This window comes from Halorarum halophilum, from assembly GCF_013401515.1.
GTDB classification, from domain to species: domain Archaea; phylum Halobacteriota; class Halobacteria; order Halobacteriales; family Haloferacaceae; genus Halorarum; species Halorarum halophilum.
Genome location: NZ_CP058529.1, coordinates 1,971,045 through 1,996,276, shown reverse-complemented (window position 1 = coordinate 1,996,276; position 25,232 = coordinate 1,971,045). Strand labels below are relative to the sequence as shown.

Below are 25,232 nucleotides of genomic sequence, written 5' to 3'. Positions count from 1 at the left end.
TTACTCTGCCTCGTCGAAGGTGACGCGCGGGTCGACGTACGCGTACGACAGGTCGGTGAGGATGACGCCGACCACGAACACGACGCCGAACACCAGCGTGGTGCCGACGACCAGCGCGAAGTCCTGGTTGTTGATGGCGGTAATGATGAGCCGCCCCATCCCGTTGATCGAGAACACGGTCTCGGTCAGTACCGCGCCGCCGATGGCGCTGGTGAGCTGGAGCCCGAGCAGCGTGATGAGCGGGAGCTGTGCGTTCCGGAAGGCGTGCTTTCGGAGGATGGTCCGCTCGCTCACGCCGTAGGCGCGGGCGAGCTTCACGTACTCCTGACCGAGCACCTCGAGCATCGAGGAGCGCTCGATGCGGGTGAGCGCCGCCATCTGGAGCGTCCCCAGTGACAGCGTCGGCAACAGGAGGTGTTTCCCCGACGTGACGAGCACCTCCCAGCGGTTACTTGCACCCTCGATGGCCGCGACCGGCGCCCACGGGAGGATGAGGTTCGTCGCCGGCAGCACGTCCAGCCGGTAGGCGAAGACGATGATCAGCATCAGGCCGATCCAGAACGACGGCGTCGACACGCCCAGCAGCGCGACGACGCGCGCCACGTGGTCGGTCGGCTTGTTCCGCCGCTTGGCGGAGATGATGCCGAGCGGTACCGCCGTCACGATGGCGAACGAGAAACTCGACGCCAGCAGTAGCAGCGTCACCGGCAACCGTTCAGCGATCTTCTGCGTGACGGGGACCTTGTAGTACATGCTCTGGCCCAGATCGAGCTGAATCGCGTCGATCAGGTAGTTCAGGAACCGAACCCACACGGGCTGGTTGAGCCCGTACTTCGCGCGGATGGCCTCGGCCTGTGCTGCGCTCGGCGACGGTCCGAGCATGATGCTCACCGGGTCGCCCGGCATCGCCTCCATCAGGAAGTAGGTGATGGCGGCGACGCCGAACAGGACCGGGATCGCCTGGAGTATGCGTCGTATCGTGTACTGTGCGCGTCCCATTATCTCAGTTGGTGTCGTTGGCGTGCGTTACGGGGAGGCAAATATAAGTGAAACGGGAACGGCCGCGAGGGGCCGGCTAACGTTACTTGTCGACCGACACGTTGTTGTGGTCGCTGACGATGTGGAACGAGCTGACCGGGTGGGACGTGAAGTCGTTGACGTAGTCCTTCACGCCGAAGCTGTTCTTGAGGTTGTACGCCGGCAGGTGGGCGCGGTCCTCGAGAATCGTCGTGACCGCCTCGGTGTACAGCTGTTTGCGCTCCTCACGGTCCGCGGACTCGCGGGCGTCGACGATCTTCTGAGTGGCCGCCGCGGCACGATCGCTGGTCTGGGTGTAGAACGTCCCGTCCGTGACGCCAAGCGTGTCCTCGGTCTGCCCGAACATGTAGTAGGTGAACGCGTCCGGGTCCGGCGAGCCGGACCAGCCGAGCGTGTACATATTCATGTCGTCTTCGCTCCCCGAGACGTACTGGTCGAGGAACGCGCCCCAGTCCAGCCGCTGGACGGAGACGTTGTTGAACCCGGCCTCCTTGAGGCCGTTGGACACCGTGATCCCGATCTGTTCGCGCTTGTCGTCCGGCGGCACGATGATCCGCCAGGAGTAGTCCATCGAGACGCCGGCCTCCTCGAACAGCGCCTTCGCCTCCTCGATGTTCTTGTCGTGGGGGATGTTCTTCCACTGGTCGATGGGGAAGCCCCAGTCCTTGGTGATCGAGGCCGGGAACGGGCTGTACTGGCGAACGCCCGTCGGTTCGACGTAGTTCGACACCGCGCTGTCCATCGAGAAGCAGTAGTCCACCGCTTCGCGAACCTTCGGGTCGGTCGTCGGGCCTTCGTTACAGTTGAACGCCAGGTAGAAGTACCCGATTCCGGGGACCTCGTCGATGCTGGCGTCCTGGATGTCGCGGACGGTCGAGTAGAGCTTCGGCGGGATCTCCTCGATGACGTCGTTCTCGCCGTTGCGGAGCGTGGTGACGCGGGTCGTCGCCTCCTCCACCGGCGAGAAGTGGATCTTCTGGAGGTTCGCCATCGGCTCGCCCCAGTAGTCGTCGTACCGGACGATGTCGACGTGGCTCCCCTCCTGCCAGCTGTCGAACTTGAACGGCCCGGCGCCGACCGGGTTCGACGTGTTGAACGCCTCCTTGTCCTCCTCGCGGACCGACTTCGGCACGATGCCCATCACCAGCGAGGTCATGAACGCCCCGTACGGGTACTTCAGGTCAATCTGGAGCGTGGTCTCGTCCTGGACCGTGATCGAGTCGATCATGTTGAACGTCGAGGCGTTGTCGGTCTCCTCGGCGACCGGCGCCTCCAGGGTGTACTTCACGTCCTCGGCGGTGACCGGGTCCCCGTTGTGGAACGTGGCGTCGCCGGTCATCTCGATGACGTACCGGGTGCCGTCGTTGGTCACTTCGGGTTCGCCCGTCGCGAGCTCCGGAACGATACCGGTGCTCTCGTCGTACGTGTACAGTCCGTCGAAGATCTGGGACGCCACCTGATCGGACGGGACGTCGTTCAGGACGATGGGGTCGAACTCGAGGGGGCTCTTCACCTGCGCGAGGTTGAGCGTCCCGCCGCTGCCGCCCGAGTCGGACGTGGGCGTGTCGGTCGAGCCGCCTCCGTTGCCCCCGCCGTTCCCGTCACCGTTGCCGCCGCCGTTGCCGCCGCCGCCGGAACAGCCGGCGAGGGCGGTCACGCCGGCCGCCCCCGTACCTGCGAGGAATGACCGGCGGTCGATTCGATCGAACACGCGCTTGATATCGTCGTCTGTCATGAGTGTGTCCCTCTCTGCTGGGATACTCTGTCATGGTTATCTGGTACATAAAAGTGTGCCGAATGGTGAGACGCCGAGTTCAGTCATTGTCGTGGTATCCCGTCTCAACTTGTGATATTTCCCCGAATTCGTATTATTAGTGGACATGCGTTCCACTCTTTTACAAACGAAACCGGACCGGAAGGAACAGGACGGTGTGGCCGCGAGTCGTCGTATGCGCCAGTTCGTCGTCTGCGGTCACGACGCCCCCACGGACCCCGACTTCCCGCTGGAGGACCTCCCCGGGGCGGCGGGGCGGCTCGACCTCCTCGCCCGCTGCGTGAACGCCGGGCTGTTCCTCTCGCACGGCATCCGGGCGGACAGCCGCGTCCACCTCGTGCTCCGGGACGAGTACACGGTCAGGTTCGACGGCGCGAGTGCCCGCGGCCTGCACCCGGACGAGCGGAGCACGGCCGCTCGGGTCCGCGACGCCCTGTCGAACCGGGAGGACGCCATCGGTCACATGCCGGCGGAGGTGAGCCCGGGCGTGGAGCTGTACCGCATGGGTCTCGCCGACACGCTCGACGCGCTGGAGGGGACGCTCGTCCAGCTCCACGAGGACGGCGAGCCGGCAGCCGAGCGCGAGCCGCCGGCCGACCCGACCTTCGTGCTCTCGGACCACTCGGAGTTCGCCGACCGGGAGGCGGAGTTGCTCGCGGACCGGGCGGACGCGCGCCTCCGACTCGGTCCCGAAGCGATCCACGCGGACCACGCCATCGTGGTCGCCCACAACTACCTCGACACCGAGGGATACACCTCGTACTGAGTCGGTCGACGGGCGCGTGAGTCCCCGAGGGCGTCCCTTTCGGAAGCGTTAAAGGAACGCGTGGCGACGGTTCGAATGCGGGCCGGTGGGGTAGCTTGGTATCCTTCGGCCTTCGGGTGGCCGTAACCGCAGTTCGAATCTGCGCCGGCCCACTGGATATATACCCCCTTTTCCGCATCTCCTGATAGGTAGCGGCCGCTCTCCGGGGTGGTCGGGGTGAACATCGACTCCCGCGAGGAGACGCCCCTCTGCGACTGCTTCGCCCAGTTCAGCTTTCGAACGGCTCTGGTCCGGATGGAGAGGATGTCCGTCACGTTGCCCTTCGTTCGGGGGTCCGCCGCGTCCGGTGAATCCACAGTGCACACGCGAGGCCCCCGAGGCCGGCGGCCGTGGCGATCCCGAACGCGACGCGATAGCCCGTAAAGGTGTAGATGGGCGTGCCGCCGACCGTCTTTCCGGTCCAGAAGACATCGAGGGCCGTGCCCATCACCGCGGGCACGACGGCGGCCCCGAAGTAGCCGACGCTGTTTATCGTCCCGCCCACCGTTCCGCTCACCTCGTCGGGGTGCCGCCGACGCCCGACGGTGAACACGAGCGAGATTCCGCCGTTGACGAACATTGCCGCGAAGAAGAGGACGCCGACGAGGACGAGCGGTGGCGTTCCGAGGGCCGTGATGGTGCCGTAGGCGACGCAGAACACGAGCGTCGAGAACAACACCAGTGCGGCGTGGGCTGCGGTGCGGTCAGCGACCCGCCCGAACAGCGGGGACCCAACGAGGAGGCCGACGTTACCCGCGAGGACGAACAGCGACGCACGCGCGACGGACAGGTCGTAGAGGTGGACGAGGTACGGGACGGCCCACAGGCCGATGACGGTGAAGTTGACGCCGAGAATCAGAAACTGGATGACGCCGAGGACCCACACGTCCGGGCCGCCGAGGACAGACCGCAAGCCGGCACGGAGCGACGTGGGTGCGCCGTCGGCGGCCAGTTCGGACGACTCGTCGTCGACCGGGTCGGCCGGTCGGTCACGGACCAACAGGAAGATGACGAGGGCGCTGACGACACAGAACGACCCCACGGCGAGCATCGATGCCCGCCACCCGGCGACGGACGCGGCGATGGCGAGTGGCGTCGTCGCGACGATGCCGCCGAGCGCCGAGACGCCGATAGTGATGCCCGTCACGGTGGCGTACTCGTCCGCCCGGAACCACGTCACGGCGAACCGGAGGATGGCGAGGAAGATGACGCTCCCGCCGAGGCCCACGAGTGCGCGGGCAAGAAAGCCCACGAGGAACGAATCGCTCATCGCGAACGCGACGGCACCGAGGCCCATGACGAACGTGCCCGTTCCGGCGACGCGGGCCGTACCGGTCCGCGAGCAACCCGGCGGGCAACTGCATGACGGCGTACAGGTAGAAGAACGACGAGTGGAGCAACCCGAGTTCCGTCGCCGTGATGCGGAACGCGCGCGTCAGCGACTCCGCCAGCACTGCCGTCGAGACGCGGGTGAAACTCATGAGCACGTACCCGAACGCGAGAGCGCCCCACATCACCCACCGGACGCGTCGCGTGTCGAGCCGCGTCATCACCATCGCCCCAAAGTACCGTCCATCGCTCGTCCGTGACCTCCCCGCAATCGCCGACGATGCTCGCGATGGCCTATGCCGCCTCGACGAGTGGTTCCGTCGTCGTCCATACGTCCGCGCCGCGGAGGTTCGCGCGCTCCGGCCCGACGAGGGCGACGGACGCGTCGTAGTAGCGCCTGCGACTCAGTTGATCTCCTCAAGCGGCTCCGGACTCGAACGGGTTGGCTAAATGGAGTCGATGGTCCCATCAAGTCGTACGGACTATTCACCGGGGTTGTCCTGTACCCACTCCAGAACCTCGCTCGCGTGTTCGTCTGGCGGGAAGATCGGATAGAAGACGTGTTCGATCCGTCCATCGGTGACGATCAACGTCAACCGATTCAGATACCTGTCTCCCTCGATGGTAAACCTCGGCAAGTCGAGTTCGGTCGCCAGCTCCCGCTCGGCATCGCTGAGCATCTCGAACGGGAGCTGCAGGCGATCGCGGGCCTCACGTTGGTACTCACTCGTCTGCGTAGACAGCCCGAACACCTCCCCGACTCCGTTATCTCGGAGTTCGTCGTAGTGGCTGCGAAACCCGCGTGACTCGGGGGTACAACCACGGGCACCAGGGACGGCTTCCCAACCGTCCGGAATCACATCCTCGTCTGGCCGCCCCGTCAATGGATAGACGTAGACAACCGTCCGCGGGGGGAGTTCTTGAAGGTCAACCGTCGTGCCGTCGGTCGCTGGAAGTGACACGTCGGGCATCTCCATCCCCTGGAGGTGATCAGCCGCTCCATCATCTTCCGGTACTGGCAGGTCGTCCGGCAGTGGGAAATCCTCGGACATCGTCCTACAGATAATGCACATAGATAGATAAAATATTGGCACATTCAAAATATTCGGACACAGTCTTATTATTCTGGTTTCATTTGGGTGCTATATGGATGGGGGAGTTTAGGACAAAGTACGACGGTGTGTTGATCGAGGGTATGGCGTCATTTCGAGAACCTCGACGAACGCCGAGCGGTCCGTAGCGAGTGGAAAACGCGCCAACGCCGGGCAGGTACGACTCGACCTCGGGGTAGACCGATTCGGGGAAGTAGGACCCCTGGTTGTCGCAGTGATGGAACGCCGCGGGGTAGCCCCGTCGTCGAGGGTGAGCACGGAGTTCTGCTGGTGGGCCTCGATGCCTTGGACGAGGTAGAGCCGGAGGACGGGACGCACTGAGATGCGGAGGTGGCGGTGGAACCAGTCCGCGCTCACCGCATCGGTCGTTCTTCCCTCCCGGTCGGCGATCGACCCAGCGAGTCGAACGGCGGGCCGCGTTCTCGATACACCTCGACGCGTCCTCCGACATCGACCGTCGATGCGCTTTTCGGAGATCCAGCCACGGTCACCAGTTCCGCCCGGAGAAACCACGTGACCAAACGAGCCTGCGAGTGGTCAGCGACTGGTGACAATCGGTTTCCGACTCCCAGCCGACCTTCTCACCGTGTCGCAACCCAAAACCGACCGGGACGAAGGCGTCGACTTCACCGACATCAAGCCCGTGCTGGAGGGGCTCTCGTTCCCCATCACGAGGAGCGAACTGGTCGAGCAGTACGGCGCGCGGGAGCTCGGGCGGACGAACGTCGGCTCGATCACGATCGAGGAGCTGTTCGGGCCGATGGGCGAGGACACGTTCGAGTCCGCCGACGACGTCCGCGAGATGGTTCTCAGCCAGATGCCTCGCGACTCGGTCGGCCGTCAGCGCTACTCCGACCGCGGCGTCTCGAACGACACGCTCGAAGGGACCGGCGAGAGCGAGAACGAGTCCTTCTAGCCTCCCCCCCGGGTCAGCCCCGATTCCGGCTTCGTCCGCCTTTCGGAACCGGAGTAACCCGCTCCTCCGGACCGAAATCGACGGATCGAGAACCCCCGCTGACAGCGCCACTCGACGCTCCGATAGCGACGCACCGGACTCGAGGCACGCCTAAAGAATTAGGCTATAGAACTTCCCGTCTCACGCTACTGGAATCTAATGGCGGGACACGTGCTCCAGTCTCTCGCCCCGTAGGCATAGTCACCGGATCGGAGCCGCGGAACGCGACGCAGAGGCACACGAGGTCGGGGATGAACGACACTCGCGCGTTCCGCTTCTTGCGGTTTTCGGGTACCAGTTCACGGCGACTCCAGCGTCGTCCACGTCCGAAACCCGAACCACGTTCCCGCTTCCACGATCGAAACGACCCGCCAGTGCGAGGGGTGCCCCGCGGGGATCCCTCTCCGACTTCGACTGGCGACCCCGATTCTGGAGGGCTCCGTCGAAGTCACTGAAGGGGGGTCTCGCTGTCCTCCGCGTCGAACACTCGACGGCGTGTCGAACTCCCGACCGTGAGGGGACGAACGGGACATCGACATCGACGCGCTCCCCATCGGACTGATGCAGTCCGTGTCCGAGCGACGCCCGGTCCGCCCTACGGGTTCACCAGCGTGTTCTCGATGAGGCGGTAGTGTCCCCGCCGGAGCCGCGCGGCGAGCGACTGGCGGGTGATCCCCAGTTCCTCCGCGATCCCCTCCAGTTTCGTCCTGCGGGGGTCGTCGAAGTACCCGGACTGTAGCGCGAGCACCAGCGCCTCCCGCTGGGCGTCCGTCAGGTCGTACTCGCGGTCCCCCTGGACGGACTCGAGCGAACGGAGGGAGCGTACCTCGACGGGAACGCCGCGCTCGCGGCAGAACGCCCGGAACGCGGCGATCTCGTCCCGACCCTCGCTTCGGATCTCGAACGTCCAGTTCTCCGCGGTTCCGATCCCGGAGACGAGGACGACATCCGTCTCCACGATCGATCGCAGGACACCCCCGTACTCCGGCGTCCACGTCACCCGCTTCAGGGACGATTCGTCGAGTTCGTCGACCGACTGGACCACCGACACCTGCGGGCGGTGCCGGAACGCGGCGTCGAACTCCTCGGCCGGGACGTGGTCGATCCCGTGGACCCAGAAGTAGGGGACGATCGCGTCGCCAGTCGGGACGACGCGCTCCAGTTCGACCGTCACCTCGGGAAACTCCTCGAAGGCGCGCCCGAGGGGGAAGTCGCCCGCCGGTATCGTGAACTCGGCGACGGTGGCCATAGCGCGAATTCGGGTCTCGTCGGGATAAGGAGTGGCACGGCTCGAGCATGGGCCTGCCACCCTTCCCTATCGACGTCGTCCCACCGTATCACCCGCCGAGCAACGGCTCGAAGGTACATCCAAATTCGGTCAGTGAGACATCATTTCGTCGTTTATTTTAAACGAAGGGCCAGCGTCCCGTTCCACAGGAGTTTTCCCCTTCTCATGACCGAGTACACCAGATCGAAGTACACGAACCAGCGAGACGAATCGTCCACCCTCGTCGCCAAGCGAACGCGATTCGACCCCAGGACGGACAGGGTGAGCGAGGAACTCGTCTGTGCGGTCAGCGAGCTCACCGAAACGGAACCCCGGGAGTTGCCCATCTTCTCCGACGTGATCGACCCGGACGCGCTCGACGGCCTGTTCCGGTCCCACTCCGACAGGGCCAGCGACGAGCTAGTCGTCGAGTTGGAGTACGGCGGATTCCTCGCGCGGGTGTCGAGCGAGGGCCACATCGAATTTCGCTCGCCCTGAGCCCCCACAGGACGGACGAGGGCGTCGGACCGGGTCCCCTACCCCTCGACGTCGCTCACCTCGAAGCGAATCACGGTCGGCCGTAGGTGCCGGCTGTCCATCACGGCCGTCGACTTCGCGTGGACCGGCAACGAGCGCGACCCCGTGAATCAGCCGTGGGACAGGGGGAGCGCTATCCCGAATGGAAACCGAGGATACCGGGGACGGACGAGTTGGGGGCGATGCGCGAACCGAGGTGGGCGTGTGACGGATAACTCCCCATCCGAAACGGCCGCTCGTCGGACATCGCGGAAGGGCGGCCACGAGGACGTCGGGACGGTCGCGACCGGAATGCGACCGTGCCTGTCGACGAACCGTTCGGTGGGGGCGAAACGGTTTGATCACCCGACGTCTCCCGTGTTCCTCCACGTTCCCTCAGGTGGCCCAGGTGATGGAGGGCGGCCCGACATATCGATACGTTGACCATCGCACCCGCATCGGGCCGCCGTGGGCACACGGGACACCAGATGTGTCCTTTCATTCGTAGCTTCTCGATCGAATTAAAGGCCGGTATATGACAGTGAGGACGGTTGTGACGTGAATTCCCCTCGAGCGTCGAGTTCGGCTATGCTCCCCTGTCGCTCCCGGTCGCACGCCCCATCGTCGACGGTATCACCGCGTCGTCGCGGCGAGGAATCGGCGTACCACGGGGCCCGATCGAACGCGGGTCGGCGACAAGATGTATCCCCCAGGCGACCGACCATCCGAGTATGTCCGACGACGACAGCCGAGAGGAGGGCGTCAACTTCGGCGACGTCAACCCCGCGCTCGAGGAGCTCTCGTACCCGCTCAGCTCCGAGGAACTGATCGACGAGGTCGGCGACCGCGAGATGCAACGGACGAACGCCGACCCGATCACGATCGAGGAGCTGTTCGGGCCGATGGGCGAGGACACGTTCGAGTCCGCCGACGACGTCCGCGAGATGGCGCTCAGCCAGATGCCCCGCGACTCGGTCGGCCGCGCGAACTACTCCGATCGCGGCGTCTCCGACGACACGGAGGAGGAGTCGCAGGCGACGGAAGACGAGTCGTTCTGATCGGCCGGGTGGTACCTGCGGATCCAGTCACCCCGCTGAGCCCGGGGAGTACCGATCCTCGGAGCAGGAGTACCACTTTCACTTTCGCCACGCCTCTGGCTCACCCATATCCCCGGCCCCTTCGACGGGTGAGTCACGGCACATGTCAGGAACCACCAACCACGGTGCGCTCACCCACCTCGCGGGGGAACTCGCCTGGACCATCGCCGAACACCGGACCGCCACGGACGCCATCGCCACGACTCGACACCTCCTCGACGCCGACGAGGGTCGCAGGGAACTGCTCGGACTCACCGAGTGTTGCGAGCGCGCGGTGTTCTGGGACAACATGCTCCACGGCGTCGCGGTCACCACGTTCGACGCTGCGGGCCTCGGGGAACTCGGTGCGGTCGACACCGACGGCCACCGGCGGAAGGGCGACTACCTCCGGAGCGAGGCGGTAGACGGGTGGGCGTGGGTCCACCCGCGTCACCGCTGGCGCCGCTGAACGATCGTGCGCGCGAGGTGACCACCGGTCGGTCGACGGGTGTCGCGCGACGCCCATCGCCCACCCCCTCTTGGTTATGCTGTCCGTATCCCCGTATACGCCCGTCCAACTGCGGCGCACGACGATGCACCGCCCTCGCTGGGTCGGGGAGACGCTCACTCACGGCCGCCCCGGTCGACCGCGCCACCTGTGGGGGAGCGTTCGCCGTATTCGTGCGCGCTGACGGCTCGTAACGTTCCGCTATTCCGTCCCACGTCCCTCCCGCTTCGAGTACGACTACCCTACCGGAGGATAGGGACCTTTCAACTTTCGTTCATCGATCTGAACCATCGACACCCTCATGACAGTCGTAGAATCATGGACATAGAGTGCGATTGAGAGGTTCGTCCGCTCCGAACACCGAGCCAAAACGTCTAGAACATGTCACCTGGTAATTCGCCGGACGACACGACCGATACTCCGGACGGGTCCGAGTCGGTGCTCCTTTCGACCGAACTCGGGCCGGAGAGCAGTTACCCATGCGTGCGCTCGCTCGGTACCCGCGGGATCAACACCGTCGTCGCGTCGGAGCACGCGTACCCGCCCGTGTTCGCGTCCCGGTTCTGCCACGAACGGGTGGAACTCCCGCCGCCGCGCGAGGACCTGCTAGCCTACAAGGACGCCCTCCTGGAGGTCGCCGCCCGCGACGACGTCCGAACGGCCATCCCCCTCCGCGAGGAGGACGCGTACGTGTTCTCCCGGTACGAGGACGAGTTCGACGAGCACCTCGATCTCGTGGTGCCGTCGCTCGACTCGCTGGAGCGCGTCGCGGACCGGATGCTGCTCGCCGAGGCCGCCGAGGCCGCCGGCGTCCCCGCGCCCGAGACCCGCACGCTCGACGAGGTCGACGACTGGAGCGACGACCTCATCGTCAAGTCGCGGTACAACCTCCTCACCGACGCGTACGTCGACTCGTTCCCGCCCGGGGAGGCCGACACGGCGAAGGACGTGACCCACCTCCGCCCCGGCGAGACGCCGGACGTCGACGCCCTCCGCGAGACGATGCGCCACGTCCCCATCGTCCAGGAGTTCGTGCCGAAGGCGGACGAGTACATGTTCGCCGGGTTGTACGACCACGGCGAGCCGCTGGCGACGTTCCAGCACCGACAGATCCGCGGCGACTCCTACGTCGGCGGCGGCGGCGTCTACCGCCGGTCGGTGTACATCCCGGAACTCGAACGAGTCGCCCGGGACCTGCTCGCCGAACTCGACTGGCACGGCCTCGCCTGCATCGAGTACATGCAACACGAGGAGACGGGCGAGTTCGTGCTCACCGAGATCAACCCCCGCATGTGGCAGTCGCTCCCCTCGACGGTCCACGCCGGCGCGGACTTCCCGTACTACTACTGGCTCCAGGCGACCGGGCGGGCCGACGAGATCGATCCGAGCTACGAACTCGACCGGGGGAGCCACTCGCTCCGCGGCGAACTCGGCTACCTCGTCAGCGTCCTCCGCGACGAGTCCCCGTACGTCGACCCGCCGGGCCTCGTCGAGACCGCCAGGGAGATGCTCTCGTCGTTCTACCGCCACCCCTACTTCGACTACACCCACCTCGACGACCCGGGAGTGTTCCTCCGCGGCATCCGCCAGAAGCTCCGGAGCAGATTCGGGTAGGCCACGGGGTCCGTCGACCGCCGCCGAGGACCCCGACCGCCACCGAGCGGGAGGACGGGTCTCGAACCGTCCGGACCCCGGGCCCCGACTCGACGGTCGGTCGGCTACCCGGTCCGGAGCTCCGCGTCCATCGCGTCGAGTTCCGCCCCGGTCAGCGCGGCGGTGTAGACGCCGAACGAACCGATCCACCCGAACCACGGCGTCTCGCCGAGCCGGTCGCCACCGAGGACGAGGTAGTCGTTGTACTCGACCACCGACCCGGGGTCGCCTCCCCGGCCGCGTTCGACCCCGTCCGCGTAGAATCTGAACCCACTCCCCCGCACGTACGTCAGCGCCACCTGCGTCGCCGTTCCGTCGCCCGCGTCCCCGTCGGCGGTGAACGAGACGTCGTCGTCCCAGCCAGCTGCCGTGACTGTCCACGACGCGTCCCCGTTCCGTTCGACCCGGAGGTTGGTCTCGCCGTCGTACTTCCCGTACTCGAGGAGCGTCCGGTTCCGACCGGGGGTCGCGGGTCGCGCGTACGCCACGAGCGAGAAGGCGTCGGCGTCCAGCGCCGACTCGTACGTGTACGGGAACACGACCCGGCTCGCGGCGTCGGTGAACGCCCGCCCGGGAACACCGTCGACCGACCGCGCCTCCGCGTCGAAGACGACGCCCGGGCGCCGGTTCCCCCGCTGGTCGACGGCGACCCCCTCGTGTCCGTCGAACGTGTAGTAAGCGGCCGTCCGCGAGCGGTCGGCGGGGAGGCGGGACCGGCGCGGTGACGTGTCCGCCGGCACGTAGTAGAGGCCGATGGAGTACCTCCCCTCCGGCGACCCGCCGCGCTCGCCGTCGACCGCGCAGACCCAGCCGTCACCGTCCCACCAGGGGTCGAAGTGGTGCATGGCCTCCGCGTTCCAGCCGACGCCACGCTCGGAGAGGACGGGCGACTCGGGGAGTTCGCGGTCCGCGTACGTCGTCGTGGTGAGGTCGGTGACCTCGTACCCCCGGACCTTGTCGCCGTACTCGTCCCGCAGGTCCATGCGGAACAGGTAGGGTCGGTCCCCGACGACGACGGGCCGTCCGGCGTGTCGCGCGCCCTCCAACCGGTCGGTCACAAGGGGGTTTCCCTCGTGTGGTTCCCAGCCCGTGGACTCCAGGTCCTCGCTGTGGAAGGCCATCACGTCGCGGTAGTCGCGGTCGGTGAACAGCCACCAGCGGTCGTGGTACCGGAAGATGACCGGGTCGTGGGGGTAGTAGTCCGTCTCGACGACGTTCCCCAGGAACTCCCAGTCGTCGGGGAACGACCGCGCCCGCCAGAGTTCGACGTCCCGGCCCGAGGGCGGGCACATGTAGTACTCCCCTCGCCACTTCCAGACGAGCGGGAAGGACGTGTGGACGTCCTTCTCGAGTACCACGCCCGTGTACTCCCAGTCGCGTCCGTCGGAACTGCGCGCGTGTCCGATGACCGCGTCGGGGTCGCGGTCCTCGTTGTACACCTCGAAGAGGAGGTGCCACTCCCCGTCCTCGACGAACAGGAAGGGGTCGGCGACGAGGGAGACGTCGCCGAAGTCCGTGACGTCGTCGGGGGTCAGGACGGGGTTCTCCACGCCGGGGAGGGGACCGGGCGCGAGCGGCGGGCCGCGGGTCTCCGGGTGGGTGACCGGCGGGATGGTCCGTCCCGAGTCGACCGGTTCGGGGGTGGGAGACGGGGTCGTCTCGGTCTCCCGCGTGGGCGTTCGGGTCCGGGTCGAGGACGGCTCCCCGAACCCCGCCGAGCCGGCACAGCCACCGAGCAGTCCGAGCGCGCTCGCGACCACCGCTCTCCGTGAGTGAGGCACAGGCTGACGTTACTGGACGACGTATTCGTTACGAGCGACGTAACCGACCGATGGGGATTCGATCCTGACTGACGACGAGACGAGCGAAACGGCGGGTAAAGGGGACGTTTAGCGCCACGTGAGCGCGGTACGGTTGGAGTACCCGTCCGCTAACGGGAAAGGACGGGGGTGTTCGTCAGCGACCCCGGCCGACCGCTCCGGAGTCCGTCGCGGTGGCCGAACTACCCGCCGGTCGACCATCGAGAGAACCGCCCGACGAGTCGGCCGGAACGACCGAATGGAACCGATTTAAGCCGCGCCGTCGCCACCCCTCGATATGAGCCAACGGGTCGTCATCCTCGCCCACGAGAAGTTCCCCGGTCGGTCGAAGACCGCCAACGGCATCCTCCGGTACGGCGATCACGAGGTCGTCGCGGTGCTCGACCGCGACACCGCCGGCGACCGCGTCTCCGACCACCTCCCGGACGTGCAGGACGCGCCCATCGTGGAGTCGTTCGGGCGGGTAGACGCCGAACAGGTCGACCAGCTGATCGTCGGCATCTCGCCCATCGGGGGCGCCTTCGACGAGTCGTGGCGCCCCGACGTCCGCGCCGCCATCGAGGCCGGCTGCGACGTCGTCTCGGGGCTCCACTACTTCCTGAACGACGACGAGGAGTTCTCGGCGCTCGCGGCCGAGCACGGCGTCACCCTCCGCGACGTCCGGAGGCCCCACGAGGGGCTGGGCGTCAGCGACGCGCGCGCCGGGGACGTGAGCGCCGACGTGGTGCTGACGGTCGGCACCGACTGCTCGGTCGGGAAGATGACCGCGACGATGGAACTCGCGGCGGCGGCCGAGGCGGCCGGCATCGACGCCTGCGTGATCCCCACGGGCCAGACCGGCATCGTGATCGAGGGGTGGGGGAACCCCGTCGACCGCGTCGTCTCGGACTTCACCGCCGGCGCCGTCGAGGAGATGATCCTGGAGAAGGGCGAGGAGCACGACCTGCTCATCGTCGAGGGGCAGGCGAGCATCCTCCACCCCGCCTACTCGGCGGTCACCTGCGGCATCCTCCACGGCGCGATGCCCGACCGACTCGTGCTGTGTCACGAGGCCGGGCGCGACGTCATCCACGGGTACGAGGAGTTCGACCTGCTGCCCCCCGCCGAGTACGTCGACCAGTACGAGTCGCTCGCGGCCCCCGTGAGCGACGCCGAGGTCGTCGCGGGCGCGCTGAACACGTCCGGCATCGAGAACGACGCGGACGCCGAGGCCGCGGTCGCGGCGTTCGGCGAGACAATCGACGCCCCGGCGGCCGACCTCGTTCGCTTCGGCGCCGACGACGTCGTGGAGGCCATCCGGTGAGCCTCTCGACCTCGTTCGAGCGCGTGTCGCTCCCGCTCGAACACGACTTCACCATCTCCCGGGGGACCCAGACCGAGGCCGAGAACGTCGTCGTCCGGATCAGCGACAGTGAGGCGCAAAGCGCCTCTTGCAGCCGGACGCAGTCCGGCGACGAAGGGGCGATGACCGGGGTCGGCGCCGCGGCGCCCGCCGCCCACTACGGCGAGACGGCGGCCACCGTCGAGGCCGTGCTCCCGGACCTGCTCGCGGTCGTCGAGGAGGTCGACGACCCGCACGCGCTCGCCGAGGTCGAGGGGCGGATGCGGACGGTCGTCGAGGACAACCCGGCCGCGCGCTGCGCCGTGAGCATCGCGCTGCACGACCTCGCGGCGAAACGGCTCGGCGTACCGCTGCACCGACTCTGGGGGCTGAACGCCGCGGACGCGCCGGACACGTCGTTCACCATCGGGCTGGACGACCTCGACGCGATGCGCGAGAAGACCCAGGAGGCGGTCGACGCCGACTACGGGATCCTGAAACTGAAACTCGGCACCGACCGGGACCGGGAGCTCGTGGAGGCCGTCCGGGAGGAGGCGCCCGACGCGACGATCCGCGTGGACGCGAACGAGGCGTGGACCCCACGCGAGACGGTCGAGAAGAGCCGCTGGCTGGCGGATCTGGGCGTCGAGTTCGTCGAACAGCCGGTTCCAGCCGACGAGCCCGAGGGGCTGAAGTTCGCCTACGAGCGCTCGGAACTCCCCATCGCCGCCGACGAGTCGTGCGTCACGCTCGCGGACGTCCCCCGGATCGCCGACCGCTGTGACGTCGCGAACCTGAAGCTGATGAAGTGCGGGGGCCTGCTCGAAGCGAAACGGATGATCCACGCGGCCCGCGCGCACGGACTGGAGGTGATGCTCGGCTGCATGGTCGAGACGAACGCTGCCATCGCCGCGGGCTGTCAGCTCGCGCCGCTGCTCGACTACGCCGACCTCGACGGGAGCCTGCTGCTCGCCGAGGACCCCTTCGAGGGCGTCCCCGTCCCGGAGGGGCGGATCGACCTCGCGGGGCTGACCCGGAACGGGACGGGCGCCGTCGAGCGCTGAGTCGGCGAACACGAGCAGCACGAACGCCCTGGAGAGGAATCGGCGGTCCGCGTCGAGTAGGAATCGAAGCTTCCACCGCGGCCTGGGGGTGCGCCCGCGGAGGCTGTCGCCGGCGCCTCGATTTCGTCGGCTGCGGCTCGCCCGTCGCGGGCCACCGGAGAAGGGTCCTGTCCGCCGGTCGGCTCGCCGGCTGGCGGGTCGGTCACCGGCTCGGAGGTCGGTTCCCCGCCCGGTTCAGTTCCCCTCGTTCTCCTCCTGCTTGATCTCCTCGAGCTCCGCCTCGACCTCCTCATCGGACGGCTCCAGGTCCGCCTCGGCGGCGGCTTCGTCGGCCTCCGCGGAGCTCTCCTCGTCCGCACCGTCGGCGTCCGCCTTGCCGAACTCGGCCTTCAGCGTCTCCAGCTCCGCGTCGATCTCGCGGTCGGTGCGGCCGCCCTCGAGCTCCCGGTCGATGGCGTCCTCGTCCGAGAGGGCGTCGTCGAACGCGCCCGTGGTCTCGAGTTCGTCCATCGCCTGCGAGCGGGCCTCCATCTCCTCGGTGCGTTCCTCGGCGCGCTCGATGGAGCGACCGACGTCCTCCATCTCGTCGCCGACGCCCGTCATCGCCTCGGACACGCGCGTCGACGCCTCGGCGGCCTCGTAGCGCGCCTTCATCGTCTCCTTCTTCGTCCGGAACTCGTCGATGCGGTTCTGGAGCTCGTCCTTCTTGTCGACGAGCCGGTCCTGGGTGTTCTGGAGCTCCGCGATCTGGCCCTCGAGGTCCTCGATCTGGTTCATCTTGGACTTCTTCTTGTCGAGGGCGCGGCGGGCGAGGTCCTCGCGGTCCTGCTGGACCGCCTCGCGGGCCTGCTCGTTGTGCTTCTCGACGTTCTCCTCGAGCCGGCGCTTCTGGATCTCCAGGCGCTTCTTCTGGGTGGTCAGGTCCGCGATGCCCTGTTTCACCTGCTGGAGCTCGTCGCGCATCTGCTCGTAGCTGTAATCGAGCGTCTCGGTGGGGTCCTCCGCCCTGTTGAGGATCGCGTTGAACTTCGAGCGGATGACGTAGGACGCACGAGAGAGGATTCCCATAATCCGCTTTGGCGAGTCCGCCGTATAAATCTCACCCGCGTTAGGAGTCCCCCGCCAGTGTTTTCGCGCGGCGAGACGGAGTCGAGCGCATGACCGACGGTGACGCCGCGACGGACGGCGGGAGGGGCGCGAACGACGGAACGGCAGTGCTGGTGCCGGGCGGGCGAGACGTCCGGGCGACGCTCGACGTCGCCGGCGGCGCGGACGGCGATACCGACGCGGACGCTGCTGTCGAGGGTGATGCCGGTACCGGCGCCGACTCGTGCGTTGTCGCCTGCCCGCCCCACCCCCAGCACCGGGGACACCGCGGCGACGAGCGGTTACGGGCGGTCAGCGACGTGCTCGGCGAGCGCGGCGTCGACTGCCTCCGGTTCGACTACGGCGACTGGAACGAGGGCCGGGGCGAACTCGCCGACGCCTGCAACGCGGTGGGCTGGGCCCGCGACCGATACGACGCGGTCGGGTTGTTCGGCTTCAGCTTCGGCGGCTGCATCGCGCTGAACGCCGCGGCCGAGACGGACCCCGCGGCGGTGAGCGTGCTCTCGCCGGCCCGACGGGTCGCGGCCGGGCTCGACTCGGTCGAGGCGCTCGACCGGGTCGCCTGCCCGGTGCAGGTGGTGTACGGCACCAGGGACGACACGGTGGACTGGAAGCCGACGGTCGAGCGCGCCCGCGAACTGGACCACGAGGTCGTCGAGTTCGCGGCGGACCACTTCTACATCGGGCGGGCGGGGAAGGTGGGCGAGGCGGTCGGCTCGTGGTTAGCCGGCCGGCTCTGAGCCCTCGCGGTAGCCGAGGAGCAGCCAGACGGCGACCGCCGTGATCGCGGCGACGATGGCGAACCCCCAGAACGCTGCCCAGGCGGCCACGCCGACCGATCGCGTCGTGGAGAAGGCGAACACGCCCCAGCAGACGCCGAAGACGAGCGGCGCGAGGAACGGCAGGTCGCTCCACGCCCCGCCGGCGTCGCGGTACTCGACGGCGTACGCCCAGACGTTGCCGACGGTGAACTGCAACAGGACGACGGCGAGCAGTCCGTAGAGGACGGCCGAAAGGCCCGCCACGGCGGTCAGCTCCTCGGCGCGCGCGAGCGACAGGCCTGTGGCGACGAGGAAGACGAGGATCAGGAGACCGTGCCACGGTCCGAGTCGATCCTGGAGGGACACGGACGAGGCGAATGGGTGCTGATGTAAAGTCGTATCGTCGTGGGATCGGTTGTCTGCGCGTCTAGCTCAGTTGTACTCCCGCCATCGATAGCCGCACTCCTTACATTTGAAGAAGCGCGTCGGCGGCTCGTCCGCCGCGCCGGTCTGCTTGATCGTGTACCAGGCGACGCCGTGGCCGCACTTGTCGCAGTGGACGTCGTTCGAGGTGGGTTTCCCCTCGAAGTTCGCGCCCTCCTCCGTCTCGATGACGTCGTCGTCGCTCTGCTCCTCCGTCGAGACGAACTGCGCGGCGAGCTCCTCGTCCCGCTCCTCTGCGTGGCCACAGGAGGTGCACACCATGACGCCGTCCTCGGAGACCATCATCGAGCCGCACTCGTCGCAGAACTGCATCACCCGGGCCTAGGCGATGTGGTCGGATAAATCAGGGGTTCTCGAACGTCGGCCCGCCCTCGTCGGTCACCATCGGACAGCCGCGGACCCGGAAGCGGTCGGCGTCGACCGCCTCCACGATGTCCGTCCCCTCGTGGCCGCACGAGAGGTCCGGCGGGGCGGAGAGGAACCGGCACCGCTGGCAGTACTCCCGCTTGTTCACGACGTGCTCCGGCCGGGAGTCCGTCTCGCCGACGCGCTCCGCTGTGCCGCCCGGGGCGTCCTCCGGGTCCACGTCGTCCAGCGACTCCCACAGGTCGTCGGCGTCGATCGCCGAGACCTCCATCTGCTCGAACGGGTCGTTGTCGGCCCCCTCGCGCCGGCGTCGGCGTTCGCGCGTCTCGGCCGCCAGCCCGGCGAACGGGACGTCGCGCTCCTCGGCCGGTTCGGCGTCGGTGGCGTCGTCGGCGTCGCCGGGGTCGACCGGGAAGTCGTCGTCCCGACCCGCGTCGGACGAGTCGGCGAAGGGGTTCCGGATCTCCGGTCGCGTCGTCCCGTCAAGGTCGTCCGCGTCGTCGTCCTCAGTCATCGAAGATGTCCTCCGGGCCGAGTTCCTCCGCCGTCTCCCCCTCCAGCGCGGGTCGCGTTCCGACGGTCAGCGTGGCCGAGCCGAAGAAGCCGCGCGACCCCTCGACCGCCTCGAAGGTGCCGCCGCAGTTCGGGCACTCCGGGGCCGACAGCAGGCCGAGGCTGACCTTCGAACTGCACGCGCCGCAGGTCGCCGTCTCGACCCCGAGCCGGTTCGCCTCGTCCTTCAGCTCCGCCGCGGCGCGGGTGCGGGCCTCGCGGGCCTCCAGGTTCCCGAGGCGGGTGCGGACCTCGGCGGCGACCGAGGCGAGCGTGTTCGCCTTCCCCTCCAGCTCCTCGGTCGCGTCGGTGAGGTACTCCAGCACCTCCTCGTAGTTGGCGAACCCCTCCTCGAACGTCGACTCGAGGTCGTCGAGGTCCGCCCGGAGGTCCTCCACGTCGTCGGCGAGCACCTCGGCTGTCTCGGCGGTGCGCCGGAGGTCGGGGTGGTCGTGGTCCGCGTCGGCCTTCCCATCGGTCTCGCGTTTCACCTGGACGACGCGGCTCCGCACGTCGTCGATCTTCTCGTCGAGGTCGTCCTCCACGGTCGCGACGCGTTCGTCGAGCTCCGCGACCGTCTCCGAGAGGCCGAGCAGCGTGTTCCCGTCGACGCGGTCGGCGTTCTCCGGGAACCCTCCGAGCCCGTCGAGGTCGCCCTCGTAGTCGTTCAGCAGCCGGTACGCGGCGGTCGCACGGGCCAGCACGTCCGCTGGGGACCGATCGGTCTCCTCGGCCCTGGCGTGTACCCACTCGCGTAAGCCATCCGGCAGCGCGTCCACCTGCTCACCGGCCATCTATCCAACGTCTTTCGGGTACCCTACTTAAGAATATGGTCGTGGCTACCAGTTATCGTATCTTCCGCACGTCGCTGATGTCCAGCCCGCCGTCGTGGATCTCCGTCTCGAAGCGGACGATGTTCTCTGATTCCAGCTGGGAGAGCACGCCGCGGAACTCCCGCACGACCATCGTCCGGGCGCGCTTCGAGCCGCCGGTCTCCCAGCTGAACTGGAAGCTCCCACCGCTCCCGTCGACGAGCTGGCCGAGCTGCCGGTCGTCGATGGCGTCGGTGTTCGCGAGCACGAGCAGCAGGCCGCCCCACGAGTGGGCCGCCTTGCCGAGCCCGCGCACGAGCGTCGCCACGTCGTCCCACGCCACCTCGCCGCCGGCGGCGCCGATGAGGTCCGTGATGGAGTCGACGACGACGAGGTTCCCGGCCGCGTGGTCGGTGAGGTACTCCCCGAGCGCGGTGAGCACGCCGTCGCGGTTGGCGCCCCGGCCGAGGTCCCGGAGGGAGGTCGTCTCGCCCATGTACCACTCGCGGGGGATGGCCGAGAGCTGGAAGTACTCGGGGGTGAAGTCGGCGAACCGCATCGGCTCCACGACGGCGTCGACGATCTCGTCGGCCATCGTGTAGCGGAGCTCCCGTTCGACGTAGTCCTCGCCGGCCGTGAAGGAGATGTAGTGGACCTCCTCGGGGACGGTGGCGTCCCCGTCGAGCTCGCCGTAGTACAGGTCGAACAGCTCCGAATCGGCGTTCGCGAGCGTGTTCATCGCGGCGCTCGTGTAGGCGAACTCCCGGGCGCCGGCGCCGGACTCGCCGGCGACGAGCACGGCGTTTCCCTCGGGGGCGCCGCCGCCGAGCACGGAGTCGAGTTGCGCCACGCCGAACGGCATACGGGCCATACCGTGCGTGTCGAGGGTGTGTGCTTAGTCGTTGTGCTGGGATTCGAGGGTTCGATACTCCTTATCCGTCATCTCCCGTTTCGGCTCGTCCGACTCGGGAACTAGCGTGCTGACCGCGAAAGCCCCCTCGCCTCTCGACTCGGGCGCCTCGCTGTGCTTCTCGCGCTCGCTCACTCAGTTCGCTCGCGCTGCGGTGCTAGCGTCGTCGTCCTTCGCCGACACCCGCGGCCCCTTTCAGTCCCACCCGTGGTCAGTTCGGGGTCGTCGCCTGCGGTCGGTCGGGAGTCGTCGCTGGCAGTCAGTCAGGTATCGTTGCCGGCAGTCGGTCGGACATCGTCGCTGGTGGTGATCGAGCAGTCGTCGTCCGTAAGTCGACCAGCGCCCGTCGTCCGTGGGGCTCAGAACTCGTCGCCGTGGCGGACGGTCGCCCCGTCGTTCCTCGCGCGGACGACCAGCACGTCGCCCCCGACGCCGGCGTCGTCGAGGGCGCGTCGGCCGGCGTCGCGGGCCGCGTCGGCGTGGTCGGCGTCGGTGACGCCGTAGACGGTCGGCCCCCAGGACGACTGCCCGGAGCCGAAGACGGCGGTGGCGTCTCGGAGGGCGGCGACCACGTCGCCCACCGGCGGCCGGTAGACGCCGCCCTGTTCGTCGGCGAACCAGGCGCCGTTGAGCCGGCCGATCTCGCCGACTGCTGCGCCGAACCGCTCGACCGACCCCTCCGCGAGGGCGGGGAGCAATCGGCGCTGGACGACGCCCGCCACGCGGTCGGCCACGTCGGGGTCGGCGTCCTCGACCACCGCGCGCATCGAATCGTCCTCCCGGCCGTCCGCCCGGCCCGGTTCGGCGTCCGGAATCACGAGCAGGAAGCGCCAGTCGTCGGGGACGGCGTGGCGCGCGGCGACCGCCGGAACCGTCCAGTCGCCATCCGCGGGCCGGTCGGTGGTGAACCGCTCGGTCGGGTGGCCGGCGTCGAGGACGAACCCCCCGGTCTCGAAGGCCGCCACCCCGACGCCCGAGCGACCGCCCCGTCCGAGCGCCGGCGCGCGTTCGCGGACTCGCGGTTCGCTGCCGTAGGCCCGGGCGACGCCGGCGAGCACCGCGAGCGAGAGCTGCGTGCCGCTCCCGAGCCCCATGTGTCGCGGGAGCGTCCGGTCCACGTCGATGCGGGCACCGGGGAGGTCCAGGAGGCCGCAGACCCGCTCCGCGTACCGTCGCGCCGTGTCGTGGTCGCAGACGACTTCGTCCGCCGGGGCCGCGGTCAACCTGACGCCCGGCCGGTCGACGCCGACGCCGGCCGCCCCGTACAGGCGCTCGTGGGCGAGGCTGAGGTTGCCGAAGCCGACGTGGAGGCGGGCGCCGGTTTCGACCTCGACGGGAGCGCCGCCGGGAGGGGCCTCACCTGGAGTGTGGCCGACAGGACTGGCGTCGTCCGCGGTCATCGGGGAGTAGTCGTTCCTCCGGGGTGAGTCGGTTTCGGCACCGGCGGATTCGGACGCTTCCGCCCCCGACAGCAAAGTCATTTCACCGAGGGTCGCCAAGTGGGGACAAGATGGTGTACGATGCGGTTGTGTTCGACAACGACGGCGTGCTCGTCGGCCGGACGAGCTACGGCGTGCTCCACGAGGCGGCGTGGGACGCGTTCGACGCCCTCTCCGTCGCCGACCCCGATCCCGACCACGTCAGATCGATGGTCGTCGGGGTCTCCCCCGAGGAGGTCGAGTCGGTGTGTACGACGTACGATCTCTCCCCCTCCGAGTTCTGGACGATCCGCGACCGGACGGCCTTCGAGGCCCAGCGCCGGGAGGTGCGGGCCGGCCGGAAGTCGCTGTACGACGACTTCGAGGTGCTCCACGACATCGACTCGCCGCTCGGCATCGTCTCCTCGAACCAGCAGGAGACGGTCGACTTCGTGCTCGACCACTTCGGGGTCGCCGACCTCTTCGGGACGGCATACGGCCGGGCGCCGACCGTCGAGAGCCTGACGCACAAGAAGCCGAACAGCCACTACCTCGAACGGGCGCTGGCGGACCTCGACGCCGAGACGGCGCTGTACGTCGGCGACAACGAGACGGACGTCGAGGCTGCCCACAACGCCGGGGTCGACTCGGCGTTCATCCGCCGCCCGCACCGCCGGGACCACGAGCTCACGGTCGACCCCACCTACGAGGTGCGGGACCTCCACGACGTCGCCGCGCTCTGTCGGTGAGTCGCGGCGAGGATCGTCAACGGTAGACGGGCGGTGGCTGTCCGACATCCGGCCGACGACGATGCCGGACCGCGACCGGCTTCCCGGGAACAAGGGTATCCCTCTGTACGTCGTACCACCGGGTATGAGCGAGCAAGAACCCGCGAGCGACCTGCCCGAGTCCGACGAGGAGTGGCGCGAGCGGCTGACCGACGAGGAGTACCGCATCCTCCGGGAGAAGGGCACCGAGGCCCGCTTCTCCGGCGAGCACGTCGACCGCGACGAGCAGGGGGTCTACACCTGCGCGGCCTGCGGGACGGTGCTGTTCGACTCGGGGACGAAGTTCGACGCCGCCTGCGGGTGGCCGAGCTTCTACGCCGCCGAGGACTCGGCGGTGACCTACGAGGAGGACACCCGACACGGGATGACCCGCGTCGAGGTGAAGTGCGCCACCTGCGACGGCCACCTCGGGCACGTCTTCAAGGACGGTCCGGAACCGACCGGCGAGCGGTTCTGCATCAACTCCGTCGCGCTCGACTTCGAACCGGCGGAGTGACCGACAGCCGGGAGGTTATCCGCGCTTCGCTGTCAGCGTCGACTGCGAGTTCGTTCAATCGACGTGACCAGCGACCGTGACCGAGTTACCAAACCCTAATCCTGACGAACTCCTTCGACCCGCAGTACGCCTGCTGGATCAACGACAGGCCCGTGGACGCCGGACTCCCCGCCGGGAGAACCCTCGTGGCTGAATTTCGAGCGCCACCGTATCAGAATCGCCGGCACAGGTGACGTCACGGAGGGAACGTACGATGCGTGAAAGCCATCGAAGACGTCGATTCCGTTTTACAACCTCTCGTCCTCTGCCCGACTCTGGAAGGAATATAATAAAGATTTTATCGTCCGCAAATAGATCCTCTGGACGCAATTACGTCGAATAGGCGCTAATCACGCTCACTGAAACAATAATTCAAGAGGAGTGGATACGAGCATGACATATATTCTTACCAGCGCACAAGGTGGCCTCGATTTTGGCGGGTTCTTTACCACTCCAACCTTGTACTTGAGCGCATTAATCACGATTTTGATATTATATAAAATTATAGATAATTTTGGCGATTTCGATCTATCTAATCAACAGAAGCTCGCGGCAGTATCCGTCGTTGCGATTCCGATCTCGCTCTTCCTCACAAAGATTGTTTTAGGTATTACTGCGTTACGAACTATCGAACTGGCTATTGGTGCCTATTTTTCACTGATGTTCGCTGCCGGTGGTGCTCTGAGGGAGAAATCATTGCCCTGGATCGCGATTACCGTACCGATTCCAGTAGCAGCTCTCGTCACAATCAGTAACAGTGCAGGAGGGATGTTCATTGTTGGAATCGTGACTCTAGGACTCGTCTCTGCTATGATCGGTCTCGTGTTGAACGGGTAATGTTCTCAAGCAGTAGGATGGTCGTTCGTATTCGTCACCCTAGAGATGCGGGAAATGACTACGATCGATGTACGGGATAGCGAATGTGGAACACGGCTCTCGCACGCGTTCACCGCGGACGGTGCGCGTCGTCCTGACTCAGTGCGTCAACACAAGCAGCCGCGCGTCCGTCCGGGCGAGACAGATCGGTCCGTCGGGCGCGTCCCCGAAGCTGACCCGGTCGTCGTCGGTGACGAACAACCGCTCGAACGGGCGGTCGCACGCCGGACACTCCAGTCCTTCGCGGTTGGCGAGCGTCATCGACCCGGCGTCCTGCCGGAGCAGTTTCAACTTCGACCGGTAGTCGTGGACGTCGAAGCCGTCGGAGAGGTCGATGGTGGTCACGCCGGAGGAAGTCAGTCGCGGCGGGAAGAACCCACCGCGCCGGTTCTCACCCGCGAGAAGCGAACGGCCCGTGTCGGGGC

Annotated in this window: 28 protein-coding genes, 1 tRNA gene and 1 pseudogene; 14 read left to right on the top strand and 16 right to left on the bottom strand. The window is 67.4% G+C overall.

Translation table 11 applies throughout. From position 1 onward, the window contains the following. Together HUG10_RS10195 and HUG10_RS10190 are read right to left on the bottom strand one after the other, a co-directional pair. The gene (locus HUG10_RS10195; protein WP_179169475.1) at nucleotides 1-999 is read right to left on the bottom strand and encodes an ABC transporter permease; all 999 of its coding nucleotides are present in this window, start codon (nucleotides 997-999) and stop codon (nucleotides 1-3) included. Nucleotides 1,000-1,081: 82 nt separating this feature from the next. Beyond that, nucleotides 1,082-2,773, bottom strand: a complete 1,692-nt coding sequence (locus HUG10_RS10190) for an ABC transporter substrate-binding protein (protein ID WP_179169474.1) — start codon at nucleotides 2,771-2,773, stop codon at nucleotides 1,082-1,084. A 214-nt stretch (nucleotides 2,774-2,987) separates the two neighbouring features. Between HUG10_RS10190 and trmY the strand changes: the two genes are divergently transcribed. Both trmY and HUG10_RS10180 read left to right on the top strand, forming a co-directional pair. Then, entirely contained in the window at nucleotides 2,988-3,578 is a 591-nt protein-coding gene (gene trmY, locus HUG10_RS10185) for a tRNA (pseudouridine(54)-N(1))-methyltransferase TrmY (RefSeq protein WP_179169473.1), read from the top strand. 79 nt (nucleotides 3,579-3,657) lie between these two features. Beyond that, nucleotides 3,658-3,730 (top strand) — tRNA-Pro (locus HUG10_RS10180). A 158-nt stretch (nucleotides 3,731-3,888) separates the two neighbouring features. Here HUG10_RS10180 and HUG10_RS10175 read toward each other — a convergent pair. After that, nucleotides 3,889-5,098: pseudogene (locus HUG10_RS10175) on the bottom strand (MFS transporter). Between HUG10_RS10175 and HUG10_RS21665 the strand changes: the two are divergent. Further along, nucleotides 5,034-5,396: a hypothetical protein gene (locus tag HUG10_RS21665; RefSeq protein WP_218780716.1), complete on the top strand. Its 363-nt coding sequence runs from the start codon at nucleotides 5,034-5,036 to the stop codon at nucleotides 5,394-5,396. The pseudogene HUG10_RS10175 and the gene HUG10_RS21665 overlap by 65 nt on opposite strands. 32 nt (nucleotides 5,397-5,428) lie before the next feature. Here the strand turns inward: HUG10_RS21665 and HUG10_RS10170 are convergent, their stop codons facing one another. After that, nucleotides 5,429-5,998 (bottom strand): peroxiredoxin, encoded by a 570-nt coding sequence (locus tag HUG10_RS10170; RefSeq protein ID WP_179169472.1) that lies wholly within the window; start codon nucleotides 5,996-5,998, stop codon nucleotides 5,429-5,431. 108 nt (nucleotides 5,999-6,106) lie between these two features. Then, the gene (locus HUG10_RS10165; RefSeq protein ID WP_394354991.1) at nucleotides 6,107-6,376 is read right to left on the bottom strand and encodes a hypothetical protein; all 270 of its coding nucleotides are present in this window, start codon (nucleotides 6,374-6,376) and stop codon (nucleotides 6,107-6,109) included. Nucleotides 6,377-6,644: 268 nt separating this feature from the next. Here HUG10_RS10165 and HUG10_RS10160 point away from each other — a divergent pair, with 268 nt between their 5' ends. Next, the gene (locus tag HUG10_RS10160; RefSeq protein WP_179169470.1) at nucleotides 6,645-6,974 is read left to right on the top strand and encodes a DUF2795 domain-containing protein; all 330 of its coding nucleotides are present in this window, start codon (nucleotides 6,645-6,647) and stop codon (nucleotides 6,972-6,974) included. A gap of 634 nt (nucleotides 6,975-7,608) precedes the next feature. Here HUG10_RS10160 and HUG10_RS10155 read toward each other — a convergent pair. Then, the gene (locus tag HUG10_RS10155; protein ID WP_179169469.1) at nucleotides 7,609-8,262 is read right to left on the bottom strand and encodes a helix-turn-helix domain-containing protein; all 654 of its coding nucleotides are present in this window, start codon (nucleotides 8,260-8,262) and stop codon (nucleotides 7,609-7,611) included. A gap of 204 nt (nucleotides 8,263-8,466) precedes the next feature. Here HUG10_RS10155 and HUG10_RS10150 point away from each other — a divergent pair, with 204 nt between their 5' ends. The 4 genes from HUG10_RS10150 to HUG10_RS10135 all read left to right on the top strand — a co-directional run bounded on the left by HUG10_RS10150 (nucleotide 8,467) and on the right by HUG10_RS10135 (nucleotide 11,994). Beyond that, nucleotides 8,467-8,778 carry a HalOD1 output domain-containing protein gene (locus HUG10_RS10150; protein ID WP_179169468.1) on the top strand — a complete coding sequence of 104 codons (312 nt, stop codon included), beginning with the start codon at nucleotides 8,467-8,469 and terminating at the stop codon, nucleotides 8,776-8,778. A gap of 749 nt (nucleotides 8,779-9,527) precedes the next feature. Then, complete coding sequence (locus HUG10_RS10145; RefSeq protein ID WP_179169467.1) at nucleotides 9,528-9,854, top strand: DUF5789 family protein; 327 nt, start codon at nucleotides 9,528-9,530, stop codon at nucleotides 9,852-9,854. 142 nt (nucleotides 9,855-9,996) lie between these two features. Beyond that, complete coding sequence (locus HUG10_RS10140; protein WP_179169466.1) at nucleotides 9,997-10,341, top strand: hypothetical protein; 345 nt, start codon at nucleotides 9,997-9,999, stop codon at nucleotides 10,339-10,341. Nucleotides 10,342-10,761: 420 nt separating this feature from the next. After that, on the top strand, nucleotides 10,762-11,994 hold the full coding sequence (locus HUG10_RS10135; protein WP_179169465.1) for a carboxylate--amine ligase: 1,233 nt from the start codon (nucleotides 10,762-10,764) through the stop codon (nucleotides 11,992-11,994). A gap of 104 nt (nucleotides 11,995-12,098) precedes the next feature. Here the strand turns inward: HUG10_RS10135 and HUG10_RS10130 are convergent, their stop codons facing one another. Further along, on the bottom strand, nucleotides 12,099-13,793 hold the full coding sequence (locus HUG10_RS10130; RefSeq protein ID WP_179169464.1) for a glucosamine inositolphosphorylceramide transferase family protein: 1,695 nt from the start codon (nucleotides 13,791-13,793) through the stop codon (nucleotides 12,099-12,101). 337 nt (nucleotides 13,794-14,130) lie between these two features. On the opposite strand from HUG10_RS10130, the gene HUG10_RS10125 reads away from it, so the two are divergent. Together HUG10_RS10125 and HUG10_RS10120 are read left to right on the top strand one after the other, a co-directional pair. Then, nucleotides 14,131-15,156 carry a DUF1611 domain-containing protein gene (locus HUG10_RS10125; RefSeq protein WP_179169463.1) on the top strand — a complete coding sequence of 342 codons (1,026 nt, stop codon included), beginning with the start codon at nucleotides 14,131-14,133 and terminating at the stop codon, nucleotides 15,154-15,156. After that, the gene (locus tag HUG10_RS10120) at nucleotides 15,153-16,238 is read left to right on the top strand and encodes a dipeptide epimerase (protein ID WP_179169462.1); all 1,086 of its coding nucleotides are present in this window, start codon (nucleotides 15,153-15,155) and stop codon (nucleotides 16,236-16,238) included. The genes HUG10_RS10125 and HUG10_RS10120 overlap by 4 nt, the downstream gene beginning before the upstream one ends. Nucleotides 16,239-16,472: 234 nt before the next feature. Here the strand turns inward: HUG10_RS10120 and HUG10_RS10115 are convergent, their stop codons facing one another. Then, the gene (locus HUG10_RS10115) at nucleotides 16,473-17,306 is read right to left on the bottom strand and encodes a PspA/IM30 family protein (RefSeq protein WP_179169461.1); all 834 of its coding nucleotides are present in this window, start codon (nucleotides 17,304-17,306) and stop codon (nucleotides 16,473-16,475) included. 89 nt (nucleotides 17,307-17,395) lie between these two features. Here HUG10_RS10115 and HUG10_RS10110 point away from each other — a divergent pair, with 89 nt between their 5' ends. Beyond that, nucleotides 17,396-18,085 (top strand): dienelactone hydrolase family protein, encoded by a 690-nt coding sequence (locus HUG10_RS10110; protein ID WP_179169460.1) that lies wholly within the window; start codon nucleotides 17,396-17,398, stop codon nucleotides 18,083-18,085. On the opposite strand, the gene HUG10_RS10105 is transcribed toward HUG10_RS10110, so the two are convergent. From HUG10_RS10105 to HUG10_RS10075, 7 genes are all read right to left on the bottom strand, one after another. Then, the gene (locus tag HUG10_RS10105; RefSeq protein WP_179169459.1) at nucleotides 18,068-18,472 is read right to left on the bottom strand and encodes a hypothetical protein; all 405 of its coding nucleotides are present in this window, start codon (nucleotides 18,470-18,472) and stop codon (nucleotides 18,068-18,070) included. The two genes, HUG10_RS10110 and HUG10_RS10105, sit on opposite strands and share 18 nt — an antisense overlap. Nucleotides 18,473-18,538: 66 nt before the next feature. Next, nucleotides 18,539-18,862 carry a transcription factor S gene (locus HUG10_RS10100; protein ID WP_179169458.1) on the bottom strand — a complete coding sequence of 108 codons (324 nt, stop codon included), beginning with the start codon at nucleotides 18,860-18,862 and terminating at the stop codon, nucleotides 18,539-18,541. A 31-nt stretch (nucleotides 18,863-18,893) separates the two neighbouring features. Beyond that, nucleotides 18,894-19,430 carry a hypothetical protein gene (locus HUG10_RS10095; RefSeq protein ID WP_179169457.1) on the bottom strand — a complete coding sequence of 179 codons (537 nt, stop codon included), beginning with the start codon at nucleotides 19,428-19,430 and terminating at the stop codon, nucleotides 18,894-18,896. Next, entirely contained in the window at nucleotides 19,423-20,262 is an 840-nt protein-coding gene (locus HUG10_RS10090) for a CopG family transcriptional regulator (protein ID WP_179169456.1), read from the bottom strand. The genes HUG10_RS10095 and HUG10_RS10090 overlap by 8 nt, the downstream gene beginning before the upstream one ends. A gap of 52 nt (nucleotides 20,263-20,314) precedes the next feature. Then, nucleotides 20,315-21,151, bottom strand: a complete 837-nt coding sequence (locus tag HUG10_RS10085; protein ID WP_179169455.1) for an RAD55 family ATPase — start codon at nucleotides 21,149-21,151, stop codon at nucleotides 20,315-20,317. A 24-nt stretch (nucleotides 21,152-21,175) separates the two neighbouring features. Further along, nucleotides 21,176-21,325: a hypothetical protein gene (locus tag HUG10_RS10080; protein WP_179169454.1), complete on the bottom strand. Its 150-nt coding sequence runs from the start codon at nucleotides 21,323-21,325 to the stop codon at nucleotides 21,176-21,178. Nucleotides 21,326-21,549: 224 nt separating this feature from the next. After that, nucleotides 21,550-22,590, bottom strand: a complete 1,041-nt coding sequence (locus HUG10_RS10075; protein ID WP_179169453.1) for a beta-ribofuranosylaminobenzene 5'-phosphate synthase family protein — start codon at nucleotides 22,588-22,590, stop codon at nucleotides 21,550-21,552. Nucleotides 22,591-22,700: 110 nt separating this feature from the next. On the opposite strand from HUG10_RS10075, the gene HUG10_RS10070 reads away from it, so the two are divergent. The 3 genes from HUG10_RS10070 (at nucleotide 22,701) to HUG10_RS10060 (ending at nucleotide 24,768) form a co-directional block, all read left to right on the top strand. Next, a complete protein-coding gene (locus tag HUG10_RS10070; protein WP_179169452.1) occupies nucleotides 22,701-23,357 on the top strand; it encodes an HAD family hydrolase in 657 nt (218 codons plus the stop codon). 124 nt (nucleotides 23,358-23,481) lie between these two features. Next, nucleotides 23,482-23,892, top strand: coding sequence for a peptide-methionine (R)-S-oxide reductase MsrB (gene msrB / locus HUG10_RS10065; RefSeq protein WP_179169451.1), 411 nt, complete (start codon nucleotides 23,482-23,484; stop codon nucleotides 23,890-23,892). A gap of 432 nt (nucleotides 23,893-24,324) precedes the next feature. Beyond that, complete coding sequence (locus tag HUG10_RS10060) at nucleotides 24,325-24,768, top strand: hypothetical protein (RefSeq protein ID WP_179169450.1); 444 nt, start codon at nucleotides 24,325-24,327, stop codon at nucleotides 24,766-24,768. A gap of 138 nt (nucleotides 24,769-24,906) precedes the next feature. Here the strand turns inward: HUG10_RS10060 and HUG10_RS10055 are convergent, their stop codons facing one another. Continuing rightward, complete coding sequence (locus tag HUG10_RS10055; RefSeq protein ID WP_179169449.1) at nucleotides 24,907-25,152, bottom strand: DUF7385 family protein; 246 nt, start codon at nucleotides 25,150-25,152, stop codon at nucleotides 24,907-24,909. Between the last annotated feature and the right edge of the window lie 80 nt (nucleotides 25,153-25,232).